A 13,385-nucleotide genomic window follows, 5' to 3' on the forward strand; every position below is an offset into this window, starting at 1 on the left:
CGCGCGCCCCCCCCCCCCCCCCCCCCCGAAGGCAGTCCTCCATAGGTCCTCGGCCTCGCACGACACCAAGCCCAGCAGTGCGTGGGTCGAGAAGCCCCTACCTTCCCAGCAGGTGCTGGCCTTCTGGTCGGACGCCTTCTCGGCCGCCGACCGCTGATCACCTAACTCTCCCTGAGGTCGGCAGCGCTATCGGGCTCACCTCAACACCACCCTGGCCGATAGCACCTGACGAAGCTCGGGGACGCCCGGTGGGTCATTCGGACGAGGTGAAGAACGGGCCGACGACAGGTTCTGGATCCCACCACTGGCTACCCGAGGTAGACCTTCTGCCACTCCAGGGAAGACATGCTGAGCGCCGCCTCGGCGAGTTGCCGGGCCGACTCAGTCTTGAGGCGGGCGAGGCTGCTGTCGATCCACGGCTGGACGTTCTGGTAGCCCTGCTCGCGGTATTCGACCGCTTGGATCAGACATTCGAGCTTGTCGGCATCGTGGGCGACGACCACCTCCAGGCTCTCTCCGTTCTCGTACTCCTCGACGACCGCCCGGATCCCCGCCGCGACGGCGGAGTGAGCGGCGCTGACCTGGTCGGCCGTGACGTCCTCGTTGGACGCGGCGGTGACGTACCGCCGTCCGATGTGCGGAATGTCGCCGACGCGCGTCTCCTGCGTGTCGTGGAAGAGGCAGAGCAGGGCGACCTTCGCCGGGTCGGCGCCTTCCATCATCGCGAGCACCGCACCGACGACACCGGTACGGAAGGAGTGTTCGGCGATCGTCTCGGGGTCCTTCACACCGGCGATCCACCAGCCCGACCGCTTCGCCCGCTTCAGCATCCCCGCCTCGAAGAGGTACCCCGTCGTGCCCCTCAGCTCCTGGTCGTCCGCCATGACCGCCCTCTCTCAAACGCTGTAGCCGCCTGCTCGGAGGCCGTACCTACAGGTCGGTCTACTCGACGGCTCGGTCGAGCCGTACGGCACGTGTGCACTGCCTTGCAGGACCCGCCCGGGTCGGACGACCCCTCTCCGTGGTTCGGCACGGCGTCCTCCTTCGCCGAGGTGGCGGGTGCGTGATACACCGTAGAAGCCCCTATGCAGCGGGCTCGATGAACTTGCGCCTCATTGCGGGGCATCACTCCAGAGAGGCTGCGGCTGCGGCGACCAACGCCCTGGCTCTCGGCCCGTACACGGCCATCTCGGCCAGGCCTGCGAAGGCCCGGATGTAGTCCGTGATCTCTCTGGGCTGGAGCACGGTGACTTTCGCCGTCAGGGTCTCCACGGCCACCCGCTGATCATCGAACAGGTAGAAGGCTTCGAGGGGCCAGACGGTGCGGGGGCAGCCGGCCGGGATGATCCCGATGGCGACACACGGCAGCGACATCAAGGTGATCAGGTGGCGGAGCTGAGCGGCCATGTCCGCCGGGCTTCCGATCCTGGTCCGCAGCACCCCCTCCTCGATCAGTACCGCGAACCGGTGCGCCCCCGTGTACATGAGCTGGGCTCGCGCCAGACGCGCTGGTACGGCCGCCGCGACGTCGTTCGGAGTGCCCTGGAAGTCCGTGATGGACTGCATCAGTGCCGTCGCGTACTCGGCGGTCTGGAAGAAGCCGGGGAGCACGTTCGAGACGTAGATCCGGAAGAGTCTTGTGTGCTTGTAGTCACCGATGGCCTTCTCTTGGGCGAGCTTCATGCCGGAGCTGTTCCGGCGCCTCCATTCCTGGTACATCGATTCGGCGGCGCGGGATGCCGCAATCAGGTCGGGGATCCGGTCGTCGGCACCGCAGGCGGTGCACCAGGTCCTTATGTCGGCTTCCGACGGGGCGGACTTGCCCGACTGGATACGGGAGGTCTTGGCCGGGTGCCAATCACACAGGGCAGACAGTTCGGCCCCGCTGAGACCGGCGTCCTTGCGGATGTCGGCCAGTTGGTCGGCGATGGCCTTCCGTGCTGCGACAACGCTGGATGAAGGCGACGATGACATGTGCTGTCCACCCGGTGGCTCGGAACCGAATCAGACCTCGAAGTCGCCGTGGGGTACCGCCCGTTCCCACACCGCCTCGAAGGCCTTTGCGCAAAGCTCCACGGTTGCCGGTTCCTCCGTCATCACGTTCCGGGGATCAGCCCACTCGCCATCGCCGGTGAACAGGTTGAACCGCACGATCCGACCGTCGAACAACCAGAAGTCGGCCCCTGGCAGCGCAAGGTCCAGTGCCCGGCTCCGGGGAAGCCATCGGATCTGTTCACCGGCCTCGATGTTGGTGAATGTGTGGGAGTGCTCGTAGCGGATGTACTCGGTGACGGGCTCCGACACGATGCGCGCGCGCCGGATGGTCACGCCACGAGTGATGGTCTCCACCACGAAGTCATGGAACGTGTGCCACCACTCGGCCCGGTTCTCCGTGGAATACCGGTGCCCGGCCTTCCACGCGGCGAACTGGTCGGCCTCATCGGTGACGCTGTACTGATCACGCATCTCCAGATGCACGGCCGACTTCTTCGTCTCCCGGAGCAGAGTCCTGAAGTCCGGCACGTTCGACTGCATCGCAAGCCTTCCTGATGAAGGGGATCATTCGCTCGGGGATGCTGATCACGGACTCGTGCGCGGGCACGCCGGCCTTGTGACCGGCAACCCACTCGGTCTCGCTGACCTCAGCAAGCTCGGCCCCGGTGACGGTGTCGCTCTGGATCACCAGCCGACGCCGATCCACGTCCGCCCAGACAGTGGGCGAGCCTTCCTCGTTGGTCTCAGGATCGATTCCGAAGAACTCCAGGCCCATGGCACTCCTCCGGTTCGCACACCTCGCGCATTTCTGCGCTCGGCTGTTGACGTGACCACCAGCATCAGACGTCCATGACTGCCTTGTCAGGCGTTTCCTCGGTCGGATACCCATCGGATCGGTGGGCCTTGGTTGTCGGAGTGTCCCTACCCGCTGCGCATGAAGCTCGCCTCGAACGAACCACCGGTCGGAGCAGATCGAGGACGTTGGTCCAGCTGTACGTGTCGCGGCCGCCACCGGAGTTGGGTGGATGGGGGGCGTAGTCGCCGATCAGAACGTCCATGGCACGGAGTCGGGCCAGGCTCGCCGCGTACGCGGGATGGGCGGCGAGAGCGGAGTTGAGGTACGGCTGGACGGCCACGGGGATTCCCTGGCCGTACGCTTCGCAGAGAATCGCCAGTGCGAGTGTGTCGGCGATGCCGAGAGCCCACTTGTTGACGGTGTTGAACGTGGCGGAGACGACCGCTATGGCGTCCGCCGGGGGGAGCGGCCGCGGGCTGCCAGGCGTACGCCAGGCGGAGCGGATCGGGTAGCCGGTCTGCCGTTCGACAGTTGCCTGGTCAAGGAGTCCGAGCGCGTTGGGCGTGGCGATCACTCCGACTTCCCATCCCTCGGCCTGAGCTGCCGCGATCAGCTCGCCGACCCCGTCGGCGACTCCGGAGGCACAGACGACGGCATAGAGGAACGGCCTGTGGTGCTCGGTCAAGCCTCGACTCCCTTGGAGAGGGCACGTCCCGCCGTCCTCGGCGGGTATCGTCCGCCCTGGTCGCTAGGAACGGAGTACCAGTATGCCCAGGCACATCTCCGAGCACATCGGCGAACGTATCGCCCAGTACCGCAAGCTTCGCCGGCTGACCCAGCGTGAACTCGCCTCCCGAGCCAGCATCTCCTACAGCATGCTGGCCAAGGTCGAGCAGGGCGTCAAACCGGCAACGCCCGCCGTGATCGCCGCAATTGCTCGAACGCTCTTCGTGCAGACCGTCGACCTCACCGGCCAGCCGTACCTGGCGGAGCTGCGGCAGGACGAGCTCGACATGCTGATCCAGCCGATCCGTGAAGCCCTCGACCTGTACGACCTCGGTGCCGATCCCGACATTGCACCTCGTCCTGCGGGCGAACTCAGATCTGCGGCCGATCAGTTGTGCCACCTGGTCCGCGAGACCCGGATCAAGGATGCGGCCCGGACCCTGCCGGGCCTGATCGCCGAGGCCACCACGGCGGCGCACTCGGCGCCTTCCGAGGATGCGTGGCGGGTGCTGGCGAGCACGTACCGCACGGCCTACGACATCACCACCAAGCTGGGTTACAGCGATCTGTGCGTTGTCGCCCTGGACCGGATGGCATGGGCCGCCGAACGCGCGTCCGACCCGGTTCTCGCCGGAATCCGCCAGTATCTGCGCTCGATCGTCTACCTTCGATCGGGCCAGTTCGACCTCGGGAAGCGACTCGTCGGGGTGGGCATGACGACCCTCGAACAGGCGGGCGCCGATCGAGTCCGGGACGTGGCGGTGGGGCAACTCCATCTCGGTGCCGCCATGCTGGCCGCACGATCCGGTGACGGCGACAAGGCAGCCACGCACATCTCCGAGGCTGCGCGCCTCTCCGAGGCCACCGGCGAGGCCGTCCGAGTGCATTGGCTCTCCTTCGGCCCGACCAATGTGGCGGTCCACCGGGTTGCGACACTCGCGGAGCAGTTCAAGTACGCAGAAGCCGTCCAAGTTGCCGAACGGGTCAGGGTCCCGGGCGACTGGCCGGCGTCGCGGGCGGCCGCGCACATCGCGGAGGTGGCGCGGGCGCAGCTGTGGCTCGGCCGGTCGGAAGCCTCGTTGAGGTCGTTGCAAGAGGCTCGGGAGCTTGCGCCCCAGCAGATGCGCTATCACCCGATGGTGCGTGAGACGGTCGCCGGCCTTGTCTCCGCGCACCGGTCGACGCCGGGCACACTCACTGGCCTGGCGCACTGGGTGGGAATCGGATAATCACTTGTTGGAGTCGAACTATCACCAATGAGTGATAGTTCGGCCCTTCTCCAGTGGCGATGCTCGAGGCAACGAGTCCTCACTACGCCACGGAGAAGCGTCGATGACCCTCACCTCGAACGCCGCCGACGGTGGCATGGCGCTCCGCCATGCCACCCGACCGGCAACCGTCAGCCTGCCGTACCGGCCGGAATCCGTGGCCGCCGCGCGTTGCTGCATCCGCGCGAAGCTGGACGAATGGGGCCTCGACGAGCTTGTGGACGACGCGTCGGTGATCGTGAGTGAGTTGGCCACCAACGCCATCAGAACCGGTTGCCGGACCCACATGATCGTTGCTGTCCGCCGACCGGCCGACCATCTTGTCCGGCTCCTCGTCGCGGACGGCTCCGCTGCGATGCCCGTGATGGTCGAGGCCGGATCCGATGCCACGTCCGGCCGAGGCCTGACCATCGTTCATCGGCTCACGCATGGCCGCTGGGGCGTCACGTTGTTCCCCTTCGGGAAGATCGTCCACGCCGACCTGGTGATCGCCCGGTGAGCCGGCAGCCGCCGGACGACGATCTCGACTCCGACGACTCGTCTCCTGTTCCCGATTCCGTCCGGGTCTGGGCCGCGTACGGGGTCTCGGTGGCGGCGGCTTTCCATGTCGTCGCTGCGGCCCTGGTGTTGATCAACCGCTCCCACTGAACCCCGCCTGTGCCGCCGGACGCGGCGGCACAGGCGGGGGCGAACAGACCCACCCGATCGCGTCAGCGGTGCTTGAACTCCGCCGGGCGCTTCTCGGCGAAGGCGGCCATGCCTTCCTTCTGGTCGGCGGTGGCGAAGGCGGCGTGGAAGAGGCGGCGCTCGAAGCGGACGCCCTCCGCCAGGGTGGTCTCGAAGGCGCGGTTGACGGACTCCTTCATCATGATCGACGCCGGGGTGGACATGCCGGCGACCTTCTCGGCGGTGGCGAGGGCCTCGGCGAGGAGCTGGTCGGCGGGGACGATCCGGGAGACCAGGCCGGCCCGCTCGGCCTCCTCGGCGCCCATCATCCGGCCGGTCAGGCACAGTTCCATGGCCTTGGCCTTGCCGACGGCGCGGGTGAGCCGCTGCGAGCCGCCGATGCCCGGGATCACGCCGAGCTTGATCTCCGGCTGGCCGAACTTCGCGGTGTCCGCCGCGATCAGGATGTCGCAGAGCATCGCCAGCTCGCAGCCGCCGCCCAGCGCGAAGCCGGACACCGCCGCGACCACCGGCTTGCGCAGCGCGCCGAGGCGGTCCCACGGGCCCAGCCAGTCGTCCAGGTAGACGTCCGGGAACCGGTTGCCCTGCATCTCCTTGATGTCCGCGCCCGCCGCGAACGCCTTCTCCGAGCCGGTGATCACCAGACAGCCGATCTCCGGATCCCGGTCGAACGCGGTGGCGGCGGCCACGACCTCGTTCATCAGTGTGGTGTTGAGCGCGTTCAGCGCCTCCGGCCGGTTGAGCGTGATCAGCCCGACCCGGCCCTTGCGGTCCACCAGGATCGTCTCGTAGGTCTCGGTCATCGCCGTTGACTCCCATTCCGCTGCTCGGCCCCGCTCGGGGCGCGCCAGGACCGTCCAACGATCTCCGAAACGGGCCGCCTCGCGCCAGTCTCGATCCGCGAGACGGTCGTCACCCGACCGGGCATCCGCCGACCGGGCACCCGCCGACCGGGCCACCCGGTCACCGCAGCCGCAGGTCACCGTCGGCCGGCGGCTCGAAGAACGCGGCCACCGCCCGCTCGTCGACCCCGGCGAGCGTCGCCGGCGACCAGCGCGGGTTCCGGTCCTTGTCGACCACCTGCGCCCGGATGCCCTCCACCAGGTCGTGGTGGGCGACCGCCGCGCAGGAGACCCGGTACTCCTGCTCCAGGCTCTCCGCGAGCGAGCCGTGCGACCGGGCCCGGCGCAGCGCGCTCAGCGTGACCTTGAGCATCGTCGGCGACCGCTCGGCGAGCTCCTCGGCGGCCTGCTTGGCCTCCGGCACGCCGCCAGCCACCAGCCGGGCCGTGATCTCCTCCACGCTGTCGGCCGCGTAGCAGGCGTCGATCCACTCGCGCTGCTCCGCGAGCGGCGCGGCCGGCGCCGGCTCCGCGTACCGGGCGACGACCTCCGCCACCGGCGCGGCATCGAGCCCGTCCAGCAGCTCCGGCAGCCTCGCCGAGGGCACGAAGTGGTCGGCGAACCCGCACAGCAGCGCGTCGCCGGGGGCCATCGAGGAGGCGCTCAGCCCCAGGTGGGTGCCCAGTTCGCCCGGCGCGCGGGACAGCAGCCGGCTGCCGCCGACGTCCGGCACCAGGCCGATCCGGGTCTCCGGCAGGGCCACCACCGAACGCTCGGTGACGATCCGCACCGAGCCGTGGGCGGAGACGCCGACGCCGCCGCCCATCGTGATGCCGTCCATCACGGCCACGTACGGCTTCGGGTAGCGGGAGATCAGCTCGTTCAGCCGGTACTCGTCGCGCAGGAACGCGCGGGTGCCGGCCCCGCCGAGCTTGGCGTCGTCGTGGAACGCCCGGATGTCGCCGCCCGCGCACAGCCCGCGCTCCCCGGCGCCGGTCAGCACCACCACCCGCACCGCGTCGTCCCCGGCCCACGCGTCCAGCGCGGCCCGCACGTCCAGCACCATGCCGTGCGTCAGCGAGTTGAGCGCCCGGGGCCGGTCGAGCACGATCCGCCCCACCCCGCCGTCCCGCCGGACCAGCACCTCGTCACCCATCGTCCCCACTCCCGTCCGTCGTCGCCCGGCCCGTGCGGTCAAGATCCGCGCTGCCACCGTACCTTCGGGCCCCGGCCGGTCCGCAAGCACGGAGGGCGGCACCGGCCACTGCCGGTGCCGCCCTCGGTACTGCCGGTGGTGCGGCGACGGGGCCCGGGTGGAGGCCCCGCCGCGTCAGGGGCCGACGCGCCCGGTGACCTCGCCGAAGCCGATGACGGTGCCCTCCGGGCCGGGGGCGGTCGCGGTGATGGTCACCTCGTCGCCGTCCTCCAGGAAGGTGCGGGTCGAGCCGTCCGGGAGCTTGAGCGGGTTCTCGCCGTTCCAGGTCAGCTCGATCAGCGCGCCCCGGGTCTCCGGCTCCGGTCCGCTGACGGTTCCGGAGGCGAACAGGTCGCCGGTGCGCAGCGAGGCGCCGTTGACCGTCATGTGGGCGAGCTGCTGGGCGGCCGTCCAGTACATCGAGGCGAACGGCGGGCGGGAGACCTGGTGGCCGTTCAGCCGGACCTCCAGGGAGAGGTCCAGGCCCCAGGGCCGGTCGCCCGCGCGGTCGTCGAGGTAGGGGAGCGGTTCGACGTCACGGGCCGGCGGGGCGACCCGGGCGTGCTCCAGGGCGGCCAGCGGCACGATCCACGGCGAGACGGAGGTGGCGAAGGACTTGCCGAGGAACGGGCCGAGCGGCACGTACTCCCAGGCCTGGATGTCCCGCGCGGACCAGTCGTTGACCAGGCAGACGCCGAAGACGTGCTCGTGGAAGCGGTCCAGGGTGACCGGCTCGCCCAGCACCGAGGGCGCGCCGACGACGAAGCCGACCTCGGCCTCGATGTCCAGCCGGCGGGTCGGCCCGAAGGACGGGGCGGCGTCGGCCGGCGCCTTGCGCTGCCCCTGCGGGCGGCGCACCGGGGTGCCGGACACCACCACGGTGCCGGAGCGGCCGTGGTAGCCGATCGGCAGGTGCTTCCAGTTGGGCGTCAGCGGCTCCGACCCGGGGCGGAAGATCTTCCCCAGGTTGGTGGCGTGGTGCTCGGAGGCGTAGAAGTCGACGTAGTCGGCCACCTCGAACGGCAGGTGCAGCGCCACCTCGGCGAGCGGCAGCAGCAGCGGGGTGAGCGCCTCCCGGTGGGTCCCGTCGGTCAGCCAGCGGGTCAGCGAGGCGCGGACCTCGGCCCACACCGGGGGGCCGGCCGCCAGCAGCGGGTTGAGGGAGTCCGCGTCGAGCAGGACCGAGGGCTCCCCGGCGGCCCGGGCGGCGGCGCCCGCGTCGAGGACGAAGTCGCCGATCCGGACGCCGATCCGCCGCGCGCCGGGCCGGTCGGCCGCGGTGAAGACGCCGTACGGCAGGTTGTGCACGCCGAACGGCGAGTCGTTCGCGGCGGTGAGCCAGCTGCGGGGGGTGGTCAACGGTCCTCCTGGGGCGTCAGGGCGGGCGACAGCAGGCCGAGGGCGGCCAGGTCGTCCAGGGGCTCGGCGATGCTACAGGTGCCGAACGCGGTGAACGAGTTGCGGATCGCCGTCACCTGACGGTCGGTCAGTTCACGAACGGCTTCGGCGAGCACCTCGCCGGAGCGCTCGGCCAGTACCTCGGCCGCCGCCTTCGGGTCGGTCTCCGCCGCCGCCAGGAGGACGTTCAGGAAGCCGTGGTGCTCGAAGCCGGTCACCGGGTCGGTGTGCCGGACGGCGTGGTGCAGCCCGGCGGTGCACTTGTACGGCAGGCCGCGCTGCGCGCACCCGGTGAGGAAGCCCGCGAGCTCGGCCTCGTCCGGGAAGGCGCCGGCGACCACGCCGCCGGTGCGGAACTTGGCCCGGTAGGGGCTGTCGACGAGGACGTCCAGGACCTCCTCCAGCCCGTCGCCGCGCAGCAGTTCGCGCGGCAGTTCGACGACGGCGGGCACGTCCGGGGGCAGCAGTAGGTCGAGCGCGGCGACGGCCTCGCGGGCGTCCCGGGTGGCCAGTTCGACACCGGCCAGCTCGAACGGGGCGGCGGCGGCGAGGGCCGGGCCGAGCTCGGAGCTGCCCCCCGGCAGCACCAGGCCGACCCGGAGCCGGGGGCCGGTGCCGTCCGCCGCGCCCACCGCGGCGGTCAACTCGCCCAGCCGGCCCGCCCCGCAGAGGAGCGGTCCGACGGCGTCGGCGTACGGGGCGGCGCGGTGCGCGCGGTGCGCGGGCACCGCCTCGGCGACGGGCAGGTTCCCGGGCGGGAACACCGCCGCGTCGTCGAACAGCCCCTGGAACAGCGGCGGGACGACGGCCGCCCCGGTGGCGGCGGGCGTGGTGCTCACGACTGCGGCCCCCGACCGGCCCACGTCCAGGCGTAGTTCGGGTCCTCGCTCGCCCGGCCGCCCTCGCCCAGCTCCAGCGGGCGGAAGGTGTCGACCATCACCGCGAGCTCGTCGAAGAACTCCGCGCCGATCGACCGCTCGTACGCGCCCGGCTGCGGGCCGTGGGTGTGGCCGCCCGGGTGCAGCGAGATCGAACCCTGGGCGATGCCCGAACCCTTGCGCGCCGCGTAGTCGCCGCCGCAGTAGAACATCACCTCGTCGCTGTCCACATTGGAGTGGTAGTACGGCACCGGGATCGACAGCGGGTGGTAGTCCACCTTGCGGGGGACGAAGTTGCAGATCACGAACCCGTTGCCCTCGAACACCTGGTGGGCCGGCGGCGGCTGGTGGATCCGCCCGGTGATCGGCTCGTAGTCCCGGATGTTGAACGCGTACGGGTACAGGCAGCCGTCCCAGCCGACCACGTCGAACGGGTGGTGCGGCACGGTGTACCGGGTGCCCGCGATGCCGTTCGGGCCGCGGTGCTTGACCAGGACGTCGACGTCCGTGCCGTCCACCAGCAGCGGACCGGACGGGGCCCGCAGGTCCCGCTCGCAGTACGGCGCGTGCTCCAGCAGCTGCCCGTACTTGGAGAGGAAGCGCTTGACCGGGGTGATGTGGCTGTTCGCCTCGATGCAGTAGGCGCGCAGCGGCTCGTCGCCGGTGGGCACCCAGCGGTGGGTGGTCGCCCGGGGGATGACCACGTAGTCGCCCTGGCCGACCTCCAGCGTGCCGAAGACCGTCTCCAGGGTGCCGGAGCCGGACTCCACGTACACGCACTCGTCGCCGAGCCCGTTGCGGTACAGCTCGCTCGGCGCCCCGGCGGCGACGTACGAGATCCGCACGTCGCCGTTGCCGAGGACGAGCCGGCGGCTGGCGACGACGTCCGCGGACTTCCACTCCTGGTCCGCGAACAGCTCGTGCAGCTTGAGGTGCCGGGGGAGCAGGGGATGGTTGGCCACCGTCGACTGGTCGGGCAGCTCCCAGGTCACCGCGTTCACGACGGCCGAGGGGATGCCCCGGTGGTAGAGCAGCGAGGAGTCCGAGGAGAACCCCTCCTCGCCCATCAACTCCTCGTAGTACAGCCCGCCTTCGGGTGTACGGTGCTGCGTGTGCCGCTTGGGCGGGATGCTGCCCAGCTGCCGGTAGTACGCCATCGTCCCTGCTCCTCCCGGACCCTCCGGGGCCCAGACCTTCGTACGGCTCCAGCGGTGGCCGGTCGCCCGTGGGCGGGCCGGCCTCAGAGGTTGCCGCGGGCGTCCTGCTCGCGCTCGATGGCCTCGAAGAGCGCCTTGAAGTTGCCCTTCCCGAAGCCCAGCGAACCATGCCGCTCGATGAACTCGTAGAAGACGGTCGGACGGTCGCCGATGGGCTTGGTGAAGATCTGCAGCAGGTAGCCGTCCTCGTCGCGGTCGACCAGGATGCCGCGGCTCTTCAGCTCCTCGATCGGCACCCGGACGTGGCCGATCCGCTCGCGCAGCTCGGGGTCGTCGTAGTACGAGTCGGGGGTGTTGAGGAACTCGACGCCGCGCGAACGCAGCACGTCGACCGTGGTGAGGATGTCGTTGGTGGCCAGCGCCATGTGCTGGCAGCCCGGGCCGGTGTAGAACTCCAGGTACTCGTCGATCTGCGACTTCTTCTTGGCGATGGCCGGCTCGTTGAGCGGGAACTTCACCCGGTGGTTGCCGCTGGCGACGACCTTGGACATCAGCGCGGAGTAGTCGGTGGCGATGTCGTCGCCCACGAACTCGGCCATGTTCACGAAGCCCATGACCTTGTTGTAGAAGGTGACCCACTCGTCCATCTTGCCCAGCTCGACGTTGCCGACCGCGTGGTCGAGCGCCTGGAACAGGCGGCGCGGCGAGCCCTCGGGGTGCTTCACCCGGCTCTGGGCGGCGATGTAGCCCGGCAGGTAGGGGCCGGTGTAGCGGGAGCGGTCGACCAGGGTGTGGCGGGTCTCGCCGTAGGTGGCGATCGCGGCGCGGCGGACGGTGCCGTGCTCGTCGGAGACGTCGTTCGGCTCCTCCAGGATGGTGGCGCCCTGGGCGCGGGCGTGCGCGATGCACTTGTCCACGTCCGGCACCTCCATCGCCAGGTCGACGACGCCGTCGCCGTGGCGGCGGTGGTGGTCCAGCAGCGGGCTGTCCGGGGCGACGCCGCCCTTGATCACGAAGCGGCAGGAGCCGGAGCGCAGCACATAGGCCTTGCGGTCGCGGCGGCCGGTCTCCGGGCCGGAGTAGGCGACCAGCTCCATGCCGAAGACGACCTGGTAGAACTGGGCCGTCTGGGTGGCGTTGCCGACCACGAACACGACGGCGTCCTGGGCGGTGACCGGGAACGGGTCGGTGGCGGGGTCGTGCTCGACGAGGCCGACGAGGCGGCGCAGCTGCTCGGCGTCGAGACCGGCCTCGCGCTCCTCGGGGGTCAGCGCAAGGGCGTGGGACTGCGGGGTCATCGGTCGTTCCTCCACATTGAGGCCTCGGCGTTGAGGCATCCGCTGGTGGCGGCCGCGCCGCTGGGGGGTGGGCAAGGCTGTGCGGGCGGTTGAGCCGAGAGCTTGCTCCAGTCGGGGTGGTTGGGCAACAGGTCGGGTTTTCACTGTTCAATGTGTACAAGGTGATCAGGAAATCGCTGACCGGGCTGTGCAGAATGCCTGGTGGATCAGCGGTGTTTCACGGGTTCTGCGTAACGGTCGTCGGCGGGTCGCCGGGGGCCTGCGGGCCCGAGGTGGCCGACGTGCGGGACCACCGCCGGTTCACTCTCGCAGCGCGGGTGCTCGCGCGCCCGCCGGTTCCGGTCGGTCACCGGTCAGTCGATCACCGGTCAGCCGGTCAGCCGGACAGCGGCGGCGGGGAGGGTCGGCGCAGTCACGGCGGCGGCCCGGTCCCGGACCCGGGTCTTCCTGCGGCCTCGGCGAGGTGGCGCAGCACCTCGTCGTCCCCGGTCTGCGAGAAGTCGGCGTAGAACTCGCCGATCGCGAAGAACGGCGAGGGCGTGCCGACACAGACCAGCTCGTCGGCGACGTCGCCGAGCCGCTCCGTCCAGTCCTCCGGCGCCACCGGCACGGCGAGCACCACCCGCCGCGCGCCGCGCGCCCGCACGATCAGACAGGCGGCCCGCGCGGTCGAACCGGTGGCCACGCCGTCGTCGACCACGACCACCGTCCGCCCGCGCAGGTCCACCGGCGGCCGGTCGCCCCGGTAGCGGCGGGCCCGGCGTTCCAGCTCCGCCCGTTCGTCGGCCTCCACGGCGGCCAACTGCTCCGGGGTGACCCGCGCGGGCCGCAGCACCTGCTCGTTGAGCACCCGCACCCCGTCCTCGCCGATCGCGCCCATCCCCAGCTCCGGCTGGTGGGGGAGGCCCAGCTTGCGGATGACGCAGATGTCCAGCGGCGCGGTGAGCGCGGCGGCCACCTCGGCGGCCACCGGCACCCCGCCGCGCGGCAGGGCGACCACCACGGTGCCGGGTCCGCGCAGGTGGGCGAGCCGGGCGGCCAGTCGGTGGCCGGCGTCGGTGCGGTCGGTGAAGTGGATCCGGGTGGCGGGCATGGGTGCGGCCTCTCCGTTCCACCGTACGCCGCCGCTGGGGCGGCCGGAGGGG

At 70.7% G+C, this 13,385-nt stretch carries 13 protein-coding genes and 2 pseudogenes; 3 read left to right on the top strand and 12 right to left on the bottom strand.

Annotation, left to right across the window (positions count from 1 at the left end; all coding sequences use genetic code 11):
• Nucleotides 1-308 precede the first annotated feature (308 nt).
• From SM793_RS30780 to SM793_RS30800, 5 genes and pseudogenes are all read right to left on the bottom strand, one after another.
• A complete protein-coding gene (locus SM793_RS30780) occupies nucleotides 309-884 on the bottom strand; it encodes an HD domain-containing protein (RefSeq protein WP_320441589.1) in 576 nt (191 codons plus the stop codon).
• A gap of 241 nt (nucleotides 885-1,125) precedes the next feature.
• Nucleotides 1,126-1,974, bottom strand: a complete 849-nt coding sequence (locus SM793_RS30785; RefSeq protein WP_320441590.1) for a helix-turn-helix transcriptional regulator — start codon at nucleotides 1,972-1,974, stop codon at nucleotides 1,126-1,128.
• Between the two features lie 30 nt (nucleotides 1,975-2,004).
• Nucleotides 2,005-2,535 (bottom strand): DUF6879 family protein, encoded by a 531-nt coding sequence (locus tag SM793_RS30790; RefSeq protein ID WP_320441591.1) that lies wholly within the window; start codon nucleotides 2,533-2,535, stop codon nucleotides 2,005-2,007.
• Entirely contained in the window at nucleotides 2,459-2,770 is a 312-nt protein-coding gene (locus SM793_RS30795; RefSeq protein WP_320441592.1) for a hypothetical protein, read from the bottom strand. The genes SM793_RS30790 and SM793_RS30795 overlap by 77 nt, the downstream gene beginning before the upstream one ends.
• Nucleotides 2,771-2,945: 175 nt before the next feature.
• Nucleotides 2,946-3,476 (bottom strand): annotated as a pseudogene (locus SM793_RS30800) (flavoprotein); the annotation flags it as partial.
• 82 nt (nucleotides 3,477-3,558) lie between these two features.
• Here SM793_RS30800 and SM793_RS30805 point away from each other — a divergent pair.
• From SM793_RS30805 to SM793_RS30815, 3 genes are all read left to right on the top strand, one after another.
• The gene (locus SM793_RS30805) at nucleotides 3,559-4,746 is read left to right on the top strand and encodes a helix-turn-helix transcriptional regulator (RefSeq protein ID WP_320441593.1); all 1,188 of its coding nucleotides are present in this window, start codon (nucleotides 3,559-3,561) and stop codon (nucleotides 4,744-4,746) included.
• A 103-nt stretch (nucleotides 4,747-4,849) separates the two neighbouring features.
• Nucleotides 4,850-5,284 carry an ATP-binding protein gene (locus tag SM793_RS30810; RefSeq protein ID WP_320441594.1) on the top strand — a complete coding sequence of 145 codons (435 nt, stop codon included), beginning with the start codon at nucleotides 4,850-4,852 and terminating at the stop codon, nucleotides 5,282-5,284.
• Nucleotides 5,281-5,433: a hypothetical protein gene (locus tag SM793_RS30815; protein WP_320441595.1), complete on the top strand. Its 153-nt coding sequence runs from the start codon at nucleotides 5,281-5,283 to the stop codon at nucleotides 5,431-5,433. Before SM793_RS30810 ends, SM793_RS30815 begins: the two co-directional genes overlap by 4 nt.
• A gap of 62 nt (nucleotides 5,434-5,495) precedes the next feature.
• Here SM793_RS30815 and SM793_RS30820 read toward each other — a convergent pair whose 3' ends face one another.
• The 7 genes and pseudogenes from SM793_RS30820 to SM793_RS30850 form a co-directional block, all read right to left on the bottom strand.
• On the bottom strand, nucleotides 5,496-6,275 hold the full coding sequence (locus tag SM793_RS30820) for an enoyl-CoA hydratase (RefSeq protein ID WP_320441596.1): 780 nt from the start codon (nucleotides 6,273-6,275) through the stop codon (nucleotides 5,496-5,498).
• Between the two features lie 160 nt (nucleotides 6,276-6,435).
• Complete coding sequence (locus SM793_RS30825) at nucleotides 6,436-7,470, bottom strand: enoyl-CoA hydratase/isomerase family protein (protein WP_320441597.1); 1,035 nt, start codon at nucleotides 7,468-7,470, stop codon at nucleotides 6,436-6,438.
• A gap of 174 nt (nucleotides 7,471-7,644) precedes the next feature.
• Nucleotides 7,645-8,868, bottom strand: coding sequence for a fumarylacetoacetase (fahA, locus tag SM793_RS30830; protein WP_320441598.1), 1,224 nt, complete (start codon nucleotides 8,866-8,868; stop codon nucleotides 7,645-7,647).
• Nucleotides 8,865-9,746, bottom strand: coding sequence for a hypothetical protein (locus SM793_RS30835; protein ID WP_320441599.1), 882 nt, complete (start codon nucleotides 9,744-9,746; stop codon nucleotides 8,865-8,867). The genes fahA and SM793_RS30835 overlap by 4 nt, the downstream gene beginning before the upstream one ends.
• Nucleotides 9,743-10,942, bottom strand: a complete 1,200-nt coding sequence (locus tag SM793_RS30840) for a homogentisate 1,2-dioxygenase (protein WP_320441600.1) — start codon at nucleotides 10,940-10,942, stop codon at nucleotides 9,743-9,745. The genes SM793_RS30835 and SM793_RS30840 overlap by 4 nt, the downstream gene beginning before the upstream one ends.
• 83 nt (nucleotides 10,943-11,025) lie before the next feature.
• The gene (hppD, locus tag SM793_RS30845) at nucleotides 11,026-12,240 is read right to left on the bottom strand and encodes a 4-hydroxyphenylpyruvate dioxygenase (protein ID WP_320441601.1); all 1,215 of its coding nucleotides are present in this window, start codon (nucleotides 12,238-12,240) and stop codon (nucleotides 11,026-11,028) included.
• Between the two features lie 442 nt (nucleotides 12,241-12,682).
• Nucleotides 12,683-13,318, bottom strand: a pseudogene (locus SM793_RS30850) (phosphoribosyltransferase); the annotation flags it as partial.
• Nucleotides 13,319-13,385: the final 67 nt, after the last annotated feature.

This window comes from Kitasatospora purpeofusca, assembly GCF_034043715.1.
GTDB lineage: Bacteria > Actinomycetota > Actinomycetes > Streptomycetales > Streptomycetaceae > Kitasatospora > Kitasatospora purpeofusca_A.